Origin of the sequence: Ensifer oleiphilus (assembly GCF_013371465.1) — a bacterium.
Classification (GTDB): domain Bacteria; phylum Pseudomonadota; class Alphaproteobacteria; order Rhizobiales; family Rhizobiaceae; genus Ensifer; species Ensifer oleiphilus.
Window position 1 is genome coordinate 651,226 of the sequence record NZ_JABWDU010000003.1, and the last position, 19,038, is coordinate 670,263.

Here is a 19,038-nt window from a genome sequence, read left to right on the forward strand (position 1 = left end):
ATGTCGATCGCCATTCGCCGTCGCGTCCAGCTTGCCGTCCTGCTTGGTCCCGTTTCCCTGTTCCTTGCCGTGTTCTTCCTCGGTCCACTCGCGATCATGATGGTCACCAGCTTTCTGGCGCCGGGGCTCTATGGCGGCGTGGAGTGGACCTTCTACCCGCACAACTTCGGCCGCATCCTCGGCTTTGCCGATCCGATGTTCGAGGATTTCGATCCCGTCTATATCGCCATCTTCATCCGCTCGGTGAAGATCGCGGCGCTGACCGTTCTGGCGGCCCTCATCGTCTGTTATCCCGCGGCCTTCTGCATCGCCCGCCTGTCGGAGCGGTGGAAGAACTTCTGCCTGTTCCTCATTACCCTGCCCTTCTTCACCAGCCTGATCGTGCGGCTGTTTGTCTGGGTGCTGATCCTGCGCCAGACCGGCCTCGTCAACGAGATGCTGCTGTCGACGGGCATGATCGCCCGGCCGCTCGACCTGATCTATACGGACGGCGCCATCATTCTCGGCATGGTCTATGTCTTCATCCCGTTCATGTTCATGCCGGTCTATGGCAGCGTCGAGAAGCTGGACTGGACGCTGGTGCGCGCCTCGCTCGATCTCGGCGCCGGCCCAATCCGCACCTTCTGGCGCATCATCCTGCCGCTGACGGCCCCCGGTATCGTCGGCGGCGCGATCATCGTCTTCATCCCGGCGCTCGGCAACTTCGTCGTTCCGGCCATTCTCGGCGGCGCCAAGGTAATGATGCTCGGCAATCTGATTGAGCAGCAGTTCCTCGCCGCCCGCAACTGGCCGTTCGGCTCGGCGCTCGCGATGATGGTCATGAGCGTGATGCTGTTGCTGCTTCTCGTCTATGTGTTCGTGTCTAGCCGGCGCGGCGCCGACGCCGCGCTCAATCGCTGAGGTCGCCCCATGAAGATCGCTCAATCCCTCTTCCGCGGCAGCCTCGTTGCCTACACCGGCCTCTTCTTCGCCTTCATCTACATCCCGCTGGTGGTGATCGCCGTCTATTCGTTCAATTCCAACCCGGTCAACATGATGACCTGGACCGGCTTCACCACCGAATGGTACGCGCAGGTGCTGGGGTTCAAGACCACGGTGTCCGAAAACGCGCTCTATATCGAATCAACCGGACAGCTTCTCCAGGCCGTGTGGAACAGCCTCGTCATCGCCACCTCGACGACGTTGATCGCCACCGTCTTCGGCACGGCGATCGCGATCGGGCTTTACCGCTTCGACTTTCTCGGCCAGCGTTTCTATCGGGTGATCATGTTCATGCCCATGCTGATGCCCGACATCGTGCTCGGCATCGCGCTTCTGATCTTCTTCGTCAATTCGGGCATCCACCTCGGCCTCATGACGATCATCATCGGCCAGTGCACCTTCCTGATTTCCTACGTGTTCATCGTCGTCTCGGCGCGGCTTGCCGGCATGGACCGCACACTCGAAAATGCCTCGGCCGACCTGGGCGCCGACGAGTGGACGACCTTTCGCCGCGTGGTGCTGCCGCAGCTTCTGCCCGGCATTGTCGGCGGCGCCCTGCTCGCCTTCATCATCTCGATGGACGATCTCGTCATCACCTACTTCATCGCCGGCGTCGACGTGACGACGCTGCCGATGTTCATCTTCGCCATGCTTCGACGTGGCATCAAGCCGGAGATCAACGCGATCGCCGTGATGATGCTGACCTTCTCCTTCGTCGTCGCCTCGCTTGGCCTCTACCTCCGCTCCCGGCAGAAATGATCATGGACAACAAGAATACCCCCGCCACCAAAGCCCGCGCCCGCGACCTTGGCCTACCATTTACGGGCCGCACCGGCCCCTACAACGCCATCACCGACGTCGAGGGAATTTCTGTCGGCTTCCATACCATCTCGGAGGACGAACCGCGCCCGGGACGCAAGCGCCCTGTCCGAACCGGGGTCACCGCCATCCTGCCGCATGCGGGCTCGGATGTACCCGTGCCCGTCTATGCGGGCGTGCATCGTTTCAACGGCAACGGCGAAATGACCGGAACCCACTGGATCGAGGATGGCGGCTATTTCCTCGGCCCGGTGATGATCACCAACACCCATGCGGTCGGCATGACCCACCACGCCACGATCAAGTGGATGCTGGAGCGTTATGCCTCCACCTATGACAGCGACGATTTTCTCTGGATCATGCCGGTGGTTGCCGAAACCTACGACGGCGTTTTGAACGACATCAACGGCCAGCCTATCGGCGAAGCGGAGGTGCAGGCCGCACTCGACGCCGCCAGCGGCGGACCGGTTGAGGAAGGCAATTGCGGCGGGGGCACCGGCATGATCGCCTATGGCTTCAAGGGTGGTACCGGCACCGCCTCGCGGGTCGTCGAGTTTGGCGGACGGGACTACACGATCGGCACGCTTGTGCAGGCCAACCACGGCCAGCGCGACTGGCTGACGATCTGCGGCGTACCGGTCGGCGAGCACATGCGCGATGGCACGCCGCAGAGCCAGATGCAGGAGCGCGGCTCGATCATCGTCGTCATCGCCACCGATCTGCCGATGGCGCCGCACCAACTTCAGCGTCTTGCCCGCCGCGCGGCGATCGGCATCGGCCGCAACGGCACGCCCGGCGGAAACAATTCCGGTGACATCTTCCTGGCGTTTTCGACCGCCAATCCGCAGCCGATGGCGCACCGTGCCCCGCCGAGGCTGACGCTCGAAATCGTCAATGACGAAATGCTCGACCCCGTCTATCTGGCCACGGTCGACAGCGTCGAAGAGGCGGTGGTCAATGCCATGCTGGCGGCGGACGATTCGGGCGGTACGGCGCACGACCGGTTCAAGATCGAGGCGATCAAGCACGGCCGCCTTCTCGAAATCATGCGAAAATACGGGCGCTGACGCCGGCCGCTCTCGGCCCTTCATCAGCAGGTGGCTGCCGCGCAGGAGCAGCGCCATAACAGGCGGCTCTGATGCCGGACGCTGCCTGTGCGCAGCCGGGCGCAAGATCGGCTGCCCCATGCCGGCAGGCACTCCTTGTCATTTGCGTCAACTCCAGCGGTCGATTTGGCGCGCCGCTTATTTCTTGTGCAGCTGATCAACGCAAGGACAGTTGCCGTTAAACGATGCAGAAAATGAATATATATTCATCAATAATTTGCTAATATTCTGTCTTGACGAGATACCAACAGCGTGTAACCCTTAAAAACTATGGGAGGATGCGTAGCATAAAAATCACCTTTGGAGATTAAAGCTATGTCTTCCAAGACAAACAAAGACATTTCGACAAATAACACTAAATCAGTCAGAATTTTATCTCTTGGCGTGCTCGGGGTTGTCGGTTCTACGTTCATGACGACGATAGCACCGCCGGTCTTCTCATCATCGACGACACGCGCCGTCACCAACGCCCCGGTCGTTTCGATCACCTCGCCGATCGGCGGGCGCGTGGTCGAGGTCAACACGGTAGGCGACGGCAGCCTCCCGCTTGCAACGATCGAAAACGACCGTGTCGACCGCTCGACGTTGATCGGCCTGACGATCGAGCTGACGTCACTTCAGAACGATCTGGCGCTCAAGCAGTCGATTCATGCGGATTATCTCCGCCGCATCGCCGATCTCGAGCGGGACTTGGACCGCCAGCAGGCGGCTGTCATCATTCGCTCAGACAACGATCTGCGCAACGCGCAAGCGCACCTGGAAATCGTCAGCCTGTCGTCCGCCAACGAGAAGAACGCCGCGGAGCGGAAACTCAGCCTCGTGAAAAAGGGCGTGATCGCCGGTAACCGGGATGAGCTTGCCAATACGCTGAGGCTGGAGGATACGAAGATCGTAGCGGCCAGATTGCGGGTCGAGATGTTGAGTGCGGATCTCGACAATGCCCGCTCGGGCATCTTCGTCGGCGGCGAACAGCAATCGTTGCAGGACCTTCAGCGAGAGATCCGCAATGTGAAGGCCGACCGCTCGCAGATCAGCATCCAGACTGCAACCATCCAGGCGCGCATCGACCAGCTGAAAGCTCTGGCGAATGCGGAAGAGGAACGCATCGCCAAGCTCGTTCGGGCCGATGTGGCGATTTCCACGCAGGCAAAGCTCTTCAAGACCGTGGCGCAGGTCGGAAAGCAGGTCAGCGGTGGCGATACGCTGGCCGAATCTGTCAGCTGTGCCGACGCCTTCGTCGTTGCCATCTTTTCCGAGCGCCAGGCACAAAGCCTGTCATTGGGCGCAAGCGTGACGGTGGAGGCCGACGGCTGGGACGGTCCGGTTCTTGGCCGCGTCGAGCGACTGGTGCCAAAGACGACCGAGAGGGTCGATCTCGACTATGCCGTGCCATTTCCGCCGACGGAACGGCGCGAACTCTACGCCTTCATAGCCCCCGATGCAGCGCATTCGGACAATGGAGTCGTCAGCAAGTTCTGCGGCGTCGGCACGTGGGTGACTGTCAGCATGCCGAAAACCTGGGTTGTGTGGACCCGCCGCCAGTTCGACAACACGTCGAGCGCGCTTGCCGGTTATGCCGGCCAGCTCCGTCAGCACCTGGCGGCGTTTACGGACGCTCCCGTGACAGACCCGGGCGAGCAGGCGAGAATCACGCGCGTATCGCCCCGCGGTGCCCGCCTTTCCGGCACCACCACACTGGCCGTGGCGATGAAGCCCGACGGCGCCCGCATCCGTGAGAAAGCGCTCTGACGTTTGTGAGGTATCCGCTGATGTCTCGTTCACCCCTTCCCCTGGGATCACGGGCCATGGCGCTCGCCTGCCTTGCCTGCCTTGCCTCGCCCGCGACAGCTGCCGAGGGCGCGGCAAGCGAGCTTTGCGATGCGATCGCAGCCGTGCAGCACGACACGGCCGGGCAGCCGCCGGCTGTCGGTTTCATCCCAAGCTATCGGCCGGGACCGAACGAAACAGCCTTGCCGCAGCCGCTGGCGACGGCGGCGTTCACCTACGACAACGCCCTTGCAGCCATCGCCTTGCTAGCCTGCGGCAGGATTGCCGCAGCCAGATCGATCGGTGACGCATTGCTGGCCGCAACGAAGACAGATCGGCAGTTTCGCGACGGCCGCCTGCGCAACGCCTACCGGAGCGGAGAAATCACCGTGCCGGTTGCCCTTCCCGGATGGTGGGACGCCGAGGGGGGCCATTGGGCCGAAGACGAATATCAGGTCAGCACCGCCCTTGGAAATGTCGCCTGGGCCGCACTCGCCCTGCTCCAGCTTCATGCCCGCACGCGCGAACCCGCCTATCTCGACGGTGCCATGGATCTCGGTGCGTGGCTGAAGCGCGGACTTCGTGAGGACGGCGTCGGCCTGACCGGGGGATATTTCGGCTTCGATCCGGCGTCAAAACCCATCCCTTGGAAATCGACGGAACACAATATCGATGCGCTTGCCGTCGCACGCTGGCTGAAATCGGAAACCGAAGACCCGCAATGGGACCTCCTTGCGCGCTCGACCATGCATTTCGTCACGAGCATGTTTGACGGCGAGCAAGGCTTCCTGATCGGCACGGACCCATCGGGCAAGCCGGTGCGCGACGGCATCACCGTTCTCGACGTGCAGATATGGCCGTTGATGGTGGTGCCTGCGGGCGAGCGACCGGCGGGATGGAACGAAGCGCCATTGCGCATCGATGCCAAACTCGCAGTCCCGGGCGGCTACGACTTCAACGACGACCGGGACGGGATCTGGATCGAAGGAACGGCGCAGGCTGCATTGATGTTTCGGTTGGAGGGTGACGAAAAGCGCGCCGAAAGGTTGATGGAAAGCGTGATGGACAATCGCGACGCGGTTTCGGGTTGGCTGTTTGCTACCCGCGACGAGGAAATATCGACCGGCCTTACGATCGACGCTGCGGGTGTCGGGGGCGCGTTTCGCTACTACAGACGGCCACACCTGGGCGCCACGGCCTGGGCCGTCCTCGCGGCCACGGCTTTCAATCCGTTCCGAGCCAATTGAGAGCTGTCATGTTTTTCCACCTCGATTCCGATCTCACAAGCGTCCTTCTGTTTGATCTCGGCGTTGCACTGGCGTTCCTGGCGCTTGCCGCCCTGGCGGATCCGCGCAACCCGGTGGAAAGGGTTGCCTTCAGCATCGTCACTGCAACATCGCTCGCGCTCTATCTTTGCTGGCGACTGCTCGATACCCTGCCCGACCTCGAACCGACAGCGGAAAGCCTCTGGCCCTATGTCTATTTTTCGTTCGAGGCGATATCGATCGTCTACGCGGTCGCATCCGTCCTGATCCTTTGCCGCACCACGGACTGGACCGCCGAGGCGGATGCCGCAGAGAGCGAACTTGCCGCAAGCGGCCGCTATCCATCGGTTGCCGTTTTCATCTGCACCTACAACGAGCCGATCCATATTCTGGAAAAATCCGCCGTTTGCGCCAAGGCGATGGATTACCCGGATTTCCAGGTCTATGTCTGCGACGACACCCGCCGCCCCGAAGTGCGCGAATACTGCGAGACCATCGGCGTCAATTACATCACGCGTCCGGACAACCGGCATGCCAAGGCCGGCAATCTCAACAACGCGCTGCAACTGACGAACAAGGAGCGAGCATCCGATTTCATCATGGTCCTCGACGCGGACTTCGCGCCGCAGGCCAACTTTCTCAAGCGCGTCGTCGGGCTGTTCAGAAGCCAGCGTATCGGCATCGTCCAGACGCCGCAGTTCTACTTCAACGCCGACCCGATCCAGCACAACCTGCACATCGCTTCGAGCTTCGTCGACGATCAGCGCGTCTTCTTCGACACGTTCCAACCGGCAAAGGATGCGGTCGAGTGCGCCTTCTGCGTGGGAACGAGCTTCGTGGTGCGCCGGGATCTCGTCAACGAAATCGGCGGCTTTCCGCATGAGGCCCTGTCGGAGGACATGCTGCTCAGCTATCGGCTGATGGAGCGCGGCTACGTGACCCGATGGCTGAACGAGAAACTCAGCGTCGGCCTTTCGGCCGAGGGCATTCCCGAATACATCACTCAGCGAACCCGGTGGTGCCTCGGCACGATCCAGATCGGTCTCCTGAAGGATGGCCCGCTGTGGCGAGGGCATTTCACCCTGCGCCAGCGCTTTCACTATCTGCACGGATTGCTGTGCTGGCTGTCGAAGCCCTTTATTCTCTGCCTGCTTTTCGCGCCGTCGATCTATTGGCTCTTCGGCATTTCCGCGCTTCAGGCCGACGAGCTCCTGTTCATGAAGTACGGCATCTCGTCATTGCTGGTGTTCTGGGTCTACGCATCCTGGATCTCGGGAAAACGGACCTTGCCGCTGTTTACCGAGGTAACCCACGCGCTTACGGCGCTTCCGGTCACGCTTACGCTGCTGCAGGCGATCCGCCGGCCGTTCGGCCGCCCCTTCAAGGTGACGGAGAAAGGCGGCGACCGTGCGCGCATGCGCGTACACCTGCCGACGGCGCTCTTTTTCGGCCTGGTAACGGTGCTTTCCGGTCTTTCGGTGCTGCAGACGGTGCTCGCGTGGAGCGCGCCCACGGATTTTTCCGAGCGCGAGATCCTCAATCTCGTCTGGTCCCTGGTATCGATGACCATCGCCTTCGTCAGCCTGCTCGTCTGCATCGAACTGCCACGATACGGGCAGGAAGAGGTCATCGACGTGTCACTGGACGGCCAGTATCGGCAGGCCGGACACACCGTCGACGTCAGGATAGGCGGACTTTCGGCCGACCGCGTCCGCATTCCGGGCCTGGACCCGGCGCGAACGGATAATGCAGCGGTCTACCTGCCTCAGATCGGCTGGGTCCGCATTGCAGAAATCCATGACGCCGGCGGCGGATTGACGATCTTGCCGACAACCGAACAACGAAACGGCATCCTGCGCCTGCTGTTCGGCGTGTCGCGCGCCCAAATTGCCGATCATGGCAGCTTGCGCGCATCGATGGCCGGCCTTCTGCGGCGCGCCTTTATCGGCTGACCCTGATCTGCAAGCGGGGAGCGAGGTGCTCCGGCACCCCGGTCATCGCGTATGGCGATCCTATCCGGCCTGCCTGAACTTGCGGCGATTGCGGCCGAGAGCGACCGCTTCGGCAGCCTCGATGATCGAATCCGTATCGATGCCGAAATGGGCGTAGAGGTCGGCGATCGTGCCCGTCTGCCCGAAATGCTCCACCCCAAGCGAAACGGTGCGGTGACCGTGCACCGATCCGAACCAGCCGAGGGTTGCGGGATGACCATCGGTGACGGTGATGATCTCGCAGGCATCGGACAACGGCGCCAGCAGCGCCTCGATATGGCTTTCCGCCGTGTAGTGGCCGTGCCGCCGTGCCCGCTGCGCCGCAGTCCAGCCGGCGTTCAGCCGATCGGCAGATGTCACCGCCAGCACCGCGACATCGCGGTGACGTTCCGCAAGCCGCCCCGCCGCCATCAGCACTTCCGGCGCGACGCAACCCTGATAGGCCAGAACCAGCTGGGTGTTCGGCCGCGGCTCGCGCAGCCAGTAGGCGCCGTCGATCACACCCTGGCGGAAGGTCGCATCCTCGCGGCGTTGCATCTGTTCGAGCGGGCGGGTGGTCAGCCGGAGATAGACGGAGCCGCCGGTCGTATCGCGCAGCCATGTGCGTTCGTCGTGCACGGCATCGCCATCGCGCTGCATGTAGTCGAATGACCAGTCCATGATCACGGAGAGTTCGTCGAGATAGGCAGGCTCGAAACTGGCAAGCCCGTCTTGGCTCATGCCGATCAACTGCGAGCCGATCGACTGGTGGGCACCGCCCTCCGGCGCCAGTGTCACGCCCGATGGCGTGCCGACGATCATGAAGCGCGCGTCCTGGTAGCAGGCATAGTTGAGGGCATCGAGACCACGGGCGACGAAGGGATCGTAGACCGTGCCGATCGGCAGCAGGCGCTCGCCGAACACCGAGTGGGAGAGGCCGGCTGCGCCCAGGAGCAGGAACAGGTTCATCTCGGCAATGCCGAGTTCGATATGCTGTCCGCTGGGACCGAAAGACCACTTCTGCGCCGAGGGCACCTTCTCGTCGCGGAACGTATCGGCCTGCATATCGCGGGCGAAAAGCCCGCGCCGGTTGACCCACGGCCCGAGATTGGTCGAGACGGTCACGTCGGGTGCCATGGTCACGATACGGGCCGCGAGGGCGTCGTCGCGCTGCGCCAGCGCATCGAGGATCTTGCCGAAGCCTGCCTGGGTCGAAAGCTCGCGGTCGTCGAGCAGAACCGGACCAGCCGATTGCACCGGCTGCGACTTGAACCGCCGCGTGCCCTTGGCAAAGAACGGCACGCTTTTCAGGAAGCTCTTAGCGGCCCCGGCATCGGCGACCGCCGCAAACTCCTCCCACTCCTCCCCGGCCCGAACACCGATCTTCTGCTGGAAATCCTGCATCTGCGCCTTGGTCATCAGGCCGGCATGATTGTCCTTGTGGCCGGCGAGCGGCGTTCCCCAGCCTTTGATCGTATAGGCGAGAAAGACCGTGGGGCGATCATGGTCGATGCTGGCAAAGGTCTCGGCCAGCGTCTGGATGCAATGGCCGCCGAGATTGCTCATCAGCTCCGATAGTTCGTCGTCGCTGCGCGAAGCAAGCAGCTTGCTGACAGGGCCCTGGTCGCCGATTTCGTCCTGAAGCCGCTTGCGCCAGGCGGCCCCGCCCTGGAAGGTCAGGGCCGAATAGAGCTGGTTGGGGCAACGGTCGATCCAGCCACGCAGGGTCTCGCCGCCGGGCTCCTTGAAAGCCGCCTCCTGCAGGGAGCCGTATTTGACGACCTTCACGTCCCAGCCGAAAGCGGTGAAGATCGCTTCGATCCGCTGCCAGAGGCCCTCGCGAACGACACCGTCAAGGCTCTGGCGGTTGTAGTCGATCACCCACCAGGTGTTGCGAAGGTCATGCTTCCAGCCTTCCTGCAGGCACTCGTAGATATTGCCCTCGTCGAGTTCAGCGTCGCCGACCAGCGCAATCATCCGACCGTCGCTCTTCGTTTGAGCCCAGGGTTTCGACGCGATGTAGTCCTGGATGATCGAGGCAAAGGCGGTGATGCCGACGCCGAGTCCGACGGAGCCGGTCGAAAAATCGACATCGTCGATATCCTTTGTCCGGCTCGGATAAGATTGCGCGCCGCCGAAGCCGCGGAAATTCTGCAGCTTCTCGCGCGTCTGGTTGCCCATCAGATACTGGATCGCATGGAAGACCGGGGCGGCATGCGGCTTGACCGCAACCCGATCTTCCGGTCGCAGGATATGGAAGTATAGCGCCGTCATGATCGACGTGATCGAGGCGGAGGATGCCTGGTGCCCGCCGACTTTCACCTCGCCCTTTTCCCGGATATGATTGGCGTTGTGGATCATCCAGCACGCATGCCACAGCACCTGCCGCTCCAGATCCTTCAGGCATTTCAGCGTGGCGGTCGAAAGTTTCTGCTCTTCCATGTCGGCTCCTCCCAGAACCTGGAAACGCTACACCTGCCCGCGCGAAATATCCGGTCTATCTTTGTTGGAAATTTTGTCATTTCCGGCAATACTGACCGTTGATACGCCATTTCAGGAAATTTCATGCCCAGGAAAACGCCGAGCTTTGACGCAGCGAGCATCCGCATCCTCGACCTCTTGCAGCAGAACGCCGAGATCAGCACGGCCGAGCTAGCCGAGGCAACCGGGCTTTCGGCCTCTCCCTGCTGGCGTCGCGTCAACGAACTGAAGGAGAGCGGTGTCATCAAGGGCTCGGTCGCGCTCGTCGACGCCTTCGCGCTTGGTCTTGCCGTCAACGTGTTCGTGCACGTGTCGCTGAAGCAGCAGGACCGCGCCTCGCTCGACGTCTTCAGCACTGCCATCAAGACCAAGCCCGAAATCGTCGAATGTTACCTGATGACGGGAGAGTCGGACTACATGCTGCGCGTCGTCGTCGAGGACCTGATGAAGTACCAGGCGCTCGTGGTCGATTTCCTGACGACGATCCCCGGCGTTTCCAGTATCCGATCGAGCTTCGCGCTCAGCCAGATCAAGTATACGACCGCGCTGCCGACAGAGCATCTGCGCAACGGCTGAACGCGGTCTGGCAGCTTCGTCTCTAGCTCTTAAGGTAACTCAGCACGGCGTCGGCGATCAGCCCCTTGTGCCGCTGCATCGTCTCCGGCTCGGAAAGGTCGCGCCGAAAGATGGTGCCGAACGTGTAGCGGTTGGAGACGCGGAAGAAGCAGAAGGCGCTGATCAGCATATGCACGTCGATCGGATCGGCCGTGCGCTGGAAGACCCCTTCGGCAACGCCGCGTTCCAGAATGCCGGCGATGGTCTCGATCACCGAGACATTGAGATCGCGGATCGCCTCCGAGCGCATCATGTGAGCGGCATGATGGATGTTTTCGATGCTGACCAGCCGCACGAATTCCGGATTGGCCTGATCGTGGTCGAAGGTCGTTGAAATGAGGGTGCGCAGCGCCGCCTCGGGGGCAAGGCTCGACAGTTGCAGATCGGCCTCCAGGGTGCGGATCTTGCGGTAGGACCGCTCGAGCACCGAGAGATAGAGCCCCTCCTTGCTCTCGAAATAATAATAGATCATCCGCTTGGAGGTCCGGGTCTTTTCCGCGATCGCGTCGACGCGGGCTCCGGCCAGACCATGGGTCGCGAACTCGTCCGTCGCGACAATGAGGATGTCCTCCTTCGTGCGCTGTGGATCGTTCTTGCGTCCGTTCTCTGCTCGCGCCGCCATGCCCCGCCGCATCCTCCACCTTTGAATCTCAACGCGAAATGCCCATAGCCGTCGCGCTTTGGCCACGGCTCCACTCCGCGTCCCGCCCCAAGTCATATTGGGCTTGCCCACTTCTTTCAAGGCATGCCGCTTGACATTCGAACTAGTTAGTACATTTTGAAATGGCATTCGGTCGCTTGGAGGAGAGATCGGCATGTCAGCCTTGCACACTTGGATGTCCTGACCGATGACGGACGTCACAGGCCGCAAGACGCGGTTGATCGCCTTGGGAGGAGCGAAATGGTGAGGATAATCGAATTCTGCTTCCTGCTGTTGAAGGTCGCCATCGCGCTTCTGCTTGCGGGCATGGTCGTGCTGGTCTTCGGCAATGTCGTGCTGCGCTACGCCTTCAATACCGGCATCACATATTCCGAGGAGCTGTCGCGCATCTTCTTCATCTGGCTGACCTTTCTCGGCGCCGTCATTGCCATGCGGGAGCATGCCCATCTCGGCGTTGACTCGCTTTTGCGGCGATTGCCGCCGAACGGCGCGAAGGTCGCCATCCTCTCAGGCCAGGCACTGATGCTGGGCGCGACCTGGCTGATGATCAGTGGCAGCTGGACCCAGACCCTGATCAACCTGCATGTCGCCGCCCCCGCCACCGGCATTTCCATGGGCTTCTTCTACGGCGCAGGCCTTGCCTTCGGCATTCCCGCCTTTCTGATCATCCTCTGGGACATGTTCTGCGTTCTGACCGGCCGCATCGATGTGGCGACGGCCGAGTTCGTGCGCGACAGCGAGGAACAGATCACCCTCGACGACCACCCTGCGCCTTCGCTCGCACACCCCGCCGCCAAGCCCTGAGGAGAGACCGATGACCGTAACGATTTTCCTCGGCGCTCTGCTTGGCCCGATGGCGCTCGGCGTGCCGATCGCCTTCGCGCTCATCATCACCGGCGTCGCGCTGATGATGTATCTCGGCCTCTACGACGCCCAGATCGTTGCCCAGAACGTGCTGAACGGCGCCGACAGTTTTCCGCTGATGGCTGTGCCCTTCTTCATGCTCGCTGGCGAAGTGATGAACACCGGCGGGCTGTCGCGACGCATCGTCAATCTGGCGATGGCGATGGTCGGCCACATCCGTGGCGGGCTCGGTTTCGTTGCCATCTTCGCCGCCTGCATCCTGGCGAGCCTCTCGGGCTCGGCCGTAGCCGACGCCGCAGCGCTCGGCGCGCTGCTGCTGCCGATGATGCTGAAATCCGGCCACGACCCGGCTCGCGCCGGCGGACTATTGGCATCGGCATCCGTCATCGGTCCGATCATTCCACCCTCTATCGGCTTCATCCTCTACGGCGTCGTCGGTGGCGTCTCGATCACCAAGCTGTTCCTGGCCGGCATCTTCCCCGGCCTGATGATTGCCGCCGCCCTCTGCGTGACCTGGATGATCGTATCGCGCAAGGAGCAGCACCAGCTGCCGCCGCGCCAGAGCGGCGCTGTCAGGATGAAGACCTTCATCGACAGCCTGTGGGCGCTGTTCCTGCCTGTCATCATCATCGTCGGCTTGAAATTCGGCGTGTTCACGCCGACGGAAGCCGGCGTCGTCGCGGCCGTCTATTCGCTGTTCGTGTCGATGGTCATCTACCGCGAACTGCCGCCGGCCAAGCTTTTTCACGTCTTCGTGGCCGCGGCTAAGATCACGTCGATCGTCATGTTCCTTGTTGCCTGCTCGGCGGTCTCGGCCTGGCTGATCACCGTTGCCGATGTTCCCGGCGATCTCGCAGCCCTGGTCGAGCCGCTGATGGACAACCAGATGCTGCTTCTGCTGGCGATCATGGCACTCGTCGTCGTCGTCGGCACCGCCATGGACATGACCCCGACCATCCTGATCATGACGCCGGTGCTGATGCCGATCATCAAGCAGGCGGGCATCGATCCGGTCTATTTCGGTGTGCTGTTCATCATCAACAACTCGATCGGCCTGATCACTCCACCCGTCGGCACCGTTCTCAACGTCATCTGCGGCGTTTCGAAATTGAAGATGGAAGATCTGATGAAGGGCGTCATGCCGTTCCTGATCGCCGAACTGATCGTGCTTTTCCTATTCGTGCTGTTCCCGCAACTGGTGACCGTGCCGGCCTCCTGGTTTGCGCGGTAGGCACCGAAGACATATGCAAAATTCAACCGGCCGGAGGGAGAAACCGGCCAAATCTGGGAGGGAAATATGTTCAACAGACTGATGAAAATGGCGCTCGGTGTTGCAATACCGGTGGCGCTTATGGCAGCAAGCCCGGCGCTCGCCGAGATCCGCGAACAGCAGCTCAAATTCGCCGCCGCCAACAACAAGGGCCATCCCCAGGTCATGGGCATGGAGAAATTCGCCGAATTGGTGAAAGATAAGAGCGGTGGCAAGATCGATGTCAAACTCTTCCCGGGCGGCGTGCTTGGCGGTGACGTCCAGACCGTCTCGGCGCTGCAGGGCGGCGTCATCGAAATGACGGTCCTGAACGCCGGCATCCTTGCCAGCAACGTCAAGCAGTTCGGCGCCGTCGACTTGCCTTTCCTGTTCAACAATGGCGAAGAGGCCGACAAGGTGATGGACGGCCCCTTCGGCACCAGCCTGGCCGAGCTCTTGCCCGCTACCGGGCTCGTCGGGCTCGGTTATTGGGAGCTGGGTTTCCGCAACCTTACCAACAATCGCCATCCTGTTACCAAGCTCGAAGACATCAAGGGCCTGAAGATCCGCACCATCCAGTCGCCGATCCCGATCGAACTGTTCAACAATCTCGGCGCCAATGCGGTGCCACTGCCCTATACCGAGCTTTATACCGCGCTTGAAACCGGCACGGTCGACGGCCAGGAAAACCCGGCCGCAAACATTCTCAACGCCAAATTCTACGAGGTGCAGAAGTATATGACGGTGACCCGTCACCAGTATAATCCGCAGATCGTTCTCGTCAGCAAGAAGTTCTGGGACGGCCTCAACGACGAGGAAAAGGCGGTGCTGCAGGCATCGGCGACCGAAGCCCGCGATTATCAGCGCAAGGCATCGCGCGAGTTCGACGCCAAGGCGATCGCCGACATCAAGGCGACCGGCATGGAAGTCAGCGAGCTCTCGCCGGAAGAGACCCAGAAGCTGCGCGATGCGGTCAAGCCGATGATCGAGAAGTTCAGCGCCGAGATCGGCCCCGATACGGTCGCGGCGCTCTTCAAGGAGCTTCAGGCGCTTCGCGGCCAGTAAGCCTGCAGCCGGCCCGCTGTGACGGCGGGCCGGCAACCCATCCCATAATGAAAGCCGTCGAGATGACCGAGACCCTTCTCAAACCGTTGAAAGCCGGATTGATCGGCGCGGGCATCCAAGCCTCGCTCACGCCGGCCATGCACATGCGCGAAGGTGCGGCACAGGGGCTTGCCTATGAATACGAGCTGATCGACCTCTCCCAGCGTGGCGCCGGCCCTGAGGATCTGCCGCAATTGCTTGACGAGGCGGAACGGCGGGGGCTTTGCGGGCTTAACATCACCCATCCGTGCAAGCAGCTGGTCATGCCGTTCCTCGACGAACTGTCGGACGAGGCCCGCGATCTCGGCGCGGTCAACACGGTGGTATTTCAGGCAGGCCGCCGTATCGGTCACAACACCGACTGCTGGGGTTTCGCCGAGAGCTTTCGCCGAGGCCTGCCCGACGCGGCCCTGTCGCACGCCGTCCAGCTTGGCGCCGGCGGCGCCGGCGTTGCAACCGCCTACGCCATCCTTTCGATGGGACTCACGTCGCTGACTGTTTTCGACCGGGAGATGGAGCGCGCCGAAACGCTGGCATCCAGCATGTCGGCTCTCTTTCCGCAGGCCAACATTGCCGCAGCCACGGACCTTGCATCGGCGATGCAGGCAGCCGACGGCCTCATCCATGCGACACCGACCGGCATGGCAAAGTACCCCGGTTTGCCGCTTCCGGCCGACCTGATCGAGGCGCGCCACTGGGTGGCGGAAGTCGTCTACTTCCCGCTGGAGACAGCCCTTCTGGCCGAAGCCCGGCAGCGTGGCTGCAGCACCCTCGACGGCGGCGGTATGGCAGTGTTCCAGGCGGTCGGCGCGTTTCGGCTGTTTACCGGGCGAGAGCCGGATGCGACGCGCATGCTTGCCCATTTCAACGCCCTGACCGCCTGATGGCATAACAACGAAGGAGACGCGCATGAAGACGTCGATCGCCACCGTCTCGCTCAGCGGCGACCTGCGCAGCAAGCTGGAGGCGATCGCCAAGGCTGGCTTCGACGGCGTCGAGATCTTCGAGAACGATTTTCTCGTTTTCGATGAAAGCCCGCGCCAGGTCGGCCGGATGGTGCGCGACCATGGCCTGGAAATATCTCTGTTTCAGCCGTTCCGCGATTTCGAGGGCATGCCGGAGCCTCTCAGAAGCCGAACGTTCGACCGGGCGGAACGTAAGTTCGACCTGATGCAGGAGATGGGAACGGATCTGGTGCTCGTCTGCTCCAACGTTTCTCCCGCAGCACTCGGCGGTCTCGACCGGGCGGCGGCCGATTTTCGCGAGCTGGGCGAACGGGCGGCCAGACGGGGCTTGCGCGTCGGCTACGAAGCCCTCGCCTGGGGGCGCCACATCAACGACCACCGCGACGCCTGGGAGGTGGTGCGCCGCGCCGATCACCCCAACGTGGGCCTCATTCTCGACAGTTTTCACACGCTCGCACGCAAGATCGATGTCAATTCCATCCGCTCCATACCCAAGGAGAAGATCTTCATCATCCAGCTGGCGGATGCGCCGCTGATCGACATGGATCTGCTCTATTGGAGCCGGCATTTCCGCAACATGCCTGGGGAAGGCGACCTGCCCGTTCTGGAGTTCATGCGGGCGGTGGCTGCCACCGGATATGACGACTACCTTTCGCTCGAGATCTTCAACGATCAGTTTCGCGGCGGCTCGGCAACGGCGATCTCGATCGACGGCCAGCGCTCGCTGCTTTATCTCGGCGATCAGGTTCGGCGGGCTGAGCCGGATATCGCGCTTCCCGTTCCCGACATGCCGGCGAGATCGGGCGTGGAGGGCATCGCCTTCATCGAATTCACCATCGACGAAGACGAGGCGCCGCACCTCGAGGCACTGATCCGCACCCTCGGTTTCCGCAAGGCTGCACGCCACAAGACGAAAAGCGTCAACGTCTTCCAGCAGGGAGATATCCGGCTGGTGATCAACACGGAAAGCCGCGGTTTTGCCAACTCGTCCTATCTCGTGCACGGTACGTCCGCCTATGCGATGGGGCTTCTCGTGGACGACGCGCGCGCCGCGCATCGACGGGCGCTAGCGCTCGGCGCCGAGACCTTCGTCCAGCCGGTGGATGAGGGAGAGATCGAGATGCCCGCTGTTCACGGCGTCGGCGGCGGCATCCTCTACTTCCTTGATCGCAACAGCGACCTCGGGAGAATATGGGACATCGAGTTCGAGCAGATCGAAGACCCTATCGCGATATCCGCCGGGCTGCTTTCTATCGACCACATCGCCCAGACAATGCACTACGACGAACTGCTGACGTGGCTGCTGTTCTATACCTCGCTGCTGGAGGCCCATAAGACCCCGCTTGTCGACATCATCGATCCCTCCGGCATCGTGCGCAGCCAGGTGGTGGAAAACGGCTCCGGTTCCCTGCGCATCACGATGAACGGTGCCGAGAACCGCAACACGCTGGCCGGCCGCTTCATCGCCGAGACCTTCGGCTCCGGCATCCAGCACCTGGCCTTCACGACGGACGACATCTTCGCAACGGCAGACGCGCTTGCCGCGGGCGGCTTCGTCTCGCTGGCGATCTCACCCAATTACTACGACGACCTGGAAGCCCGCTTCGGGCTCGATCCGCTTTTCACCGAAAAGCTGAAGGCAAAAAACATCCTCTACGACAGAGACGAAAACGGCGAGTATTTCCAGCTCTACAGCCCGACATTCTCCGGCGGCTTCTTCTTCGAGATCGTCGAGCGGCGCGGATACCGCGGCTATGGCGCGGCGAATGCGATCTTCCGCATCGCGGCGCTGCGCAAGTTCCTTAAGCCGGCCGGCATGCCAAGCGCTTAAGCATCTGGCATGCGCATGTCCCGGATTACCCAATGGACAGGTCACGGCGCCGCAACGCCCGTTACCAGGCAGCACGACATTCCGATCGGGCCGCACGCAGGGTTGATGGATCGCGTAACTTTCCTTCGAAAGCCGATGTAACAGTTACGGAAGGGCGATTTACGCTTCAAAGGCAGAGTATTCGTCACTACTGTGCGGGTTGAGCAGACTCCGTGGGACTGAACCTGGCTATATTGCCGAAAGGGTGTCGCATGACCGTGCCGAAAGCCGCCTTCTCTGCCTTTTTCGTCCTTCTCGCGTTCATGTTCTGCGCACCGGCTGCCTACGCGCAGCAGGCGCCGGCTGTGGTCGTCGCGCCCGCACGGATCGTGGACCTGCGCGAAAGCGTCGATCTGACGGGTCGGATCGTCGCAACCCAGAAGGTCGATATTCGCGCCCGCGTCGCCGGCTTCCTTGAGGCAGTCAATTTCAAGGAGGGGCAGAAGGTAACGGCCGGGACTCAGCTCTATCAGGTCGAGGATGGCGCCTATCGTGCGGCCGTGCAGGAGATCGAGGGATCGATCGAGGCAGCCGAGGCACAGCGGGATCTCGCAGTCCTCGAACGGGACAGAGCCCAGCAACTGATCGCGACCAATACGATCTCGCAGGCCAAGGTCGATACCGCCAATGCCGAAGTCAAGAAGGCGGAAGCTGAGCTTGTGAAGCTGCAGGGCAGCAAGCAGAGCGCAGATCTCAACCTCTCCTACACCAAGATTACCGCACCCTTCGACGGCGTACTGGGCCTGAGCTCTGCCGATGTCGGTGCGCTGGTCGGCCCGGATACCGGTCCGCTCGTCACCTTGACGAAGCTTGACCCGATCTATGTGGAGTTTCCGGTCTCCACGTCGCTGCTGCTGACCTATCGAGAACGCGTGCTCAAGGGGATGACACCTGGTGGCGCCAATGTCGGTCTGACGTTGCCAAATGGCACCGAGTATCCACTGAAGGGCACGATCGATTTCATCGGCAGCAACGTCGCGCAGGGAACCGACACGGTGACCGTTCGCGCGCAGTTCGACAACCCCAACGCGCTGTTGCTCGACGGGACGCTGGTGCGGGTCACACTCGAACAGTCCGACAAGCAGGATGTCTTGGCAGTCCCTGAGCAGGCCGTGCAGCGTGATCAGCAGGGTGCCTTCGTCATGGTGGTCGATGCCGCCTCGAAGGTCGAATTGCGCCGCATCGACGTTGCCCGCTCGGCTCGCGGACTCTCGGTCGTGAGCAAGGGATTGAAGGAAGGCGAAAACGTCATCACCGAGGGGGTCGGCAAGGTCAGGCCGGGCATCGTCGTTGACGCAGCAGCGGCGACGGGTGGCTGAGC

Annotated in this window: 15 protein-coding genes; 13 read left to right on the forward strand and 2 right to left on the reverse strand. The window is 62.0% G+C overall.

Annotated features, from left to right (window positions below; translation table 11 throughout):
- The 6 genes from HT585_RS15555 to HT585_RS15580 all read left to right on the forward strand — a co-directional run bounded on the left by HT585_RS15555 (position 1) and on the right by HT585_RS15580 (position 7,890).
- A complete protein-coding gene (locus HT585_RS15555) occupies positions 1-900 on the forward strand; it encodes an ABC transporter permease (RefSeq protein WP_176353780.1) in 900 nt (299 codons plus the stop codon).
- Positions 901-909: 9 nt separating this feature from the next.
- Entirely contained in the window at positions 910-1,740 is an 831-nt protein-coding gene (locus HT585_RS15560) for an ABC transporter permease (protein WP_176353781.1), read from the forward strand.
- Positions 1,741-1,742: 2 nt separating this feature from the next.
- Complete coding sequence (locus tag HT585_RS15565) at positions 1,743-2,867, forward strand: DmpA family aminopeptidase (RefSeq protein WP_176353782.1); 1,125 nt, start codon at positions 1,743-1,745, stop codon at positions 2,865-2,867.
- 450 nt (positions 2,868-3,317) lie between these two features.
- Positions 3,318-4,655 carry an HlyD family secretion protein gene (locus HT585_RS15570; RefSeq protein WP_176353783.1) on the forward strand — a complete coding sequence of 446 codons (1,338 nt, stop codon included), beginning with the start codon at positions 3,318-3,320 and terminating at the stop codon, positions 4,653-4,655.
- Positions 4,656-4,711: 56 nt separating this feature from the next.
- Positions 4,712-5,920, forward strand: coding sequence for a hypothetical protein (locus tag HT585_RS15575; RefSeq protein WP_176353784.1), 1,209 nt, complete (start codon positions 4,712-4,714; stop codon positions 5,918-5,920).
- Positions 5,921-5,928: 8 nt separating this feature from the next.
- Entirely contained in the window at positions 5,929-7,890 is a 1,962-nt protein-coding gene (locus tag HT585_RS15580; protein WP_176353785.1) for a glycosyltransferase family 2 protein, read from the forward strand.
- A gap of 60 nt (positions 7,891-7,950) precedes the next feature.
- On the opposite strand, the gene HT585_RS15585 is transcribed toward HT585_RS15580, so the two are convergent.
- Entirely contained in the window at positions 7,951-10,350 is a 2,400-nt protein-coding gene (locus tag HT585_RS15585; RefSeq protein WP_246707696.1) for a transketolase-like TK C-terminal-containing protein, read from the reverse strand.
- 123 nt (positions 10,351-10,473) lie between these two features.
- On the opposite strand from HT585_RS15585, the gene HT585_RS15590 reads away from it, so the two are divergent.
- Positions 10,474-10,965, forward strand: a complete 492-nt coding sequence (locus tag HT585_RS15590) for an Lrp/AsnC family transcriptional regulator (RefSeq protein WP_176353786.1) — start codon at positions 10,474-10,476, stop codon at positions 10,963-10,965.
- Between the two features lie 22 nt (positions 10,966-10,987).
- Here HT585_RS15590 and HT585_RS15595 read toward each other — a convergent pair whose 3' ends face one another.
- Positions 10,988-11,626, reverse strand: a complete 639-nt coding sequence (locus HT585_RS15595; RefSeq protein ID WP_077501126.1) for a TetR/AcrR family transcriptional regulator — start codon at positions 11,624-11,626, stop codon at positions 10,988-10,990.
- Between the two features lie 279 nt (positions 11,627-11,905).
- On the opposite strand from HT585_RS15595, the gene HT585_RS15600 reads away from it, so the two are divergent.
- The 6 genes from HT585_RS15600 to HT585_RS15625 all read left to right on the forward strand — a co-directional run bounded on the left by HT585_RS15600 (position 11,906) and on the right by HT585_RS15625 (position 19,036).
- Positions 11,906-12,469, forward strand: a complete 564-nt coding sequence (locus HT585_RS15600; RefSeq protein WP_176353787.1) for a TRAP transporter small permease — start codon at positions 11,906-11,908, stop codon at positions 12,467-12,469.
- A 10-nt stretch (positions 12,470-12,479) separates the two neighbouring features.
- Entirely contained in the window at positions 12,480-13,760 is a 1,281-nt protein-coding gene (locus HT585_RS15605) for a TRAP transporter large permease (protein WP_176353788.1), read from the forward strand.
- 66 nt (positions 13,761-13,826) lie between these two features.
- On the forward strand, positions 13,827-14,843 hold the full coding sequence (locus HT585_RS15610) for a TRAP transporter substrate-binding protein (RefSeq protein ID WP_176353789.1): 1,017 nt from the start codon (positions 13,827-13,829) through the stop codon (positions 14,841-14,843).
- A 62-nt stretch (positions 14,844-14,905) separates the two neighbouring features.
- Positions 14,906-15,766, forward strand: a complete 861-nt coding sequence (locus HT585_RS15615; RefSeq protein ID WP_176353790.1) for a shikimate dehydrogenase — start codon at positions 14,906-14,908, stop codon at positions 15,764-15,766.
- 25 nt (positions 15,767-15,791) lie between these two features.
- Positions 15,792-17,678, forward strand: a complete 1,887-nt coding sequence (locus tag HT585_RS15620) for a bifunctional sugar phosphate isomerase/epimerase/4-hydroxyphenylpyruvate dioxygenase family protein (RefSeq protein WP_176353791.1) — start codon at positions 15,792-15,794, stop codon at positions 17,676-17,678.
- Between the two features lie 302 nt (positions 17,679-17,980).
- Entirely contained in the window at positions 17,981-19,036 is a 1,056-nt protein-coding gene (locus tag HT585_RS15625; protein ID WP_246707765.1) for an efflux RND transporter periplasmic adaptor subunit, read from the forward strand.
- Positions 19,037-19,038: the final 2 nt, after the last annotated feature.

Excerpts from the sequence above, each read along its gene's own strand:
- HT585_RS15610 (WP_176353789.1), top strand. The coding sequence starts at position 13,827 with ATGTTCAACAGACTGATGAAAATGGCGCTCGGTGTTGCAATACCGGTG.
- HT585_RS15575 (WP_176353784.1), top strand. The coding sequence starts at position 4,712 with ATGGCGCTCGCCTGCCTTGCCTGCCTTGCCTCGCCCGCGACAGCTGCC.
- HT585_RS15605 (WP_176353788.1), top strand. The coding sequence starts at position 12,480 with ATGACCGTAACGATTTTCCTCGGCGCTCTGCTTGGCCCGATGGCGCTC.
- HT585_RS15565 (WP_176353782.1), top strand. The coding sequence starts at position 1,743 with ATGGACAACAAGAATACCCCCGCCACCAAAGCCCGCGCCCGCGACCTT.
- HT585_RS15620 (WP_176353791.1), top strand. The coding sequence starts at position 15,792 with ATGAAGACGTCGATCGCCACCGTCTCGCTCAGCGGCGACCTGCGCAGC.
- HT585_RS15580 (WP_176353785.1), top strand. The coding sequence starts at position 5,929 with ATGTTTTTCCACCTCGATTCCGATCTCACAAGCGTCCTTCTGTTTGAT.
- HT585_RS15570 (WP_176353783.1), top strand. The coding sequence starts at position 3,318 with ATGACGACGATAGCACCGCCGGTCTTCTCATCATCGACGACACGCGCC.
- HT585_RS15625 (WP_246707765.1), top strand. The coding sequence starts at position 17,981 with ATGTTCTGCGCACCGGCTGCCTACGCGCAGCAGGCGCCGGCTGTGGTC.
- HT585_RS15560 (WP_176353781.1), top strand. The coding sequence starts at position 910 with ATGAAGATCGCTCAATCCCTCTTCCGCGGCAGCCTCGTTGCCTACACC.
- HT585_RS15595 (WP_077501126.1), bottom strand. The coding sequence starts at position 11,626 with ATGGCGGCGCGAGCAGAGAACGGACGCAAGAACGATCCACAGCGCACG.
- HT585_RS15590 (WP_176353786.1), top strand. The coding sequence starts at position 10,474 with ATGCCCAGGAAAACGCCGAGCTTTGACGCAGCGAGCATCCGCATCCTC.
- HT585_RS15555 (WP_176353780.1), top strand. The coding sequence starts at position 1 with ATGTCGATCGCCATTCGCCGTCGCGTCCAGCTTGCCGTCCTGCTTGGT.
- HT585_RS15615 (WP_176353790.1), top strand. The coding sequence starts at position 14,906 with ATGACCGAGACCCTTCTCAAACCGTTGAAAGCCGGATTGATCGGCGCG.
- HT585_RS15585 (WP_246707696.1), bottom strand. The coding sequence starts at position 10,350 with ATGGAAGAGCAGAAACTTTCGACCGCCACGCTGAAATGCCTGAAGGAT.
- HT585_RS15600 (WP_176353787.1), top strand. The coding sequence starts at position 11,906 with ATGGTGAGGATAATCGAATTCTGCTTCCTGCTGTTGAAGGTCGCCATC.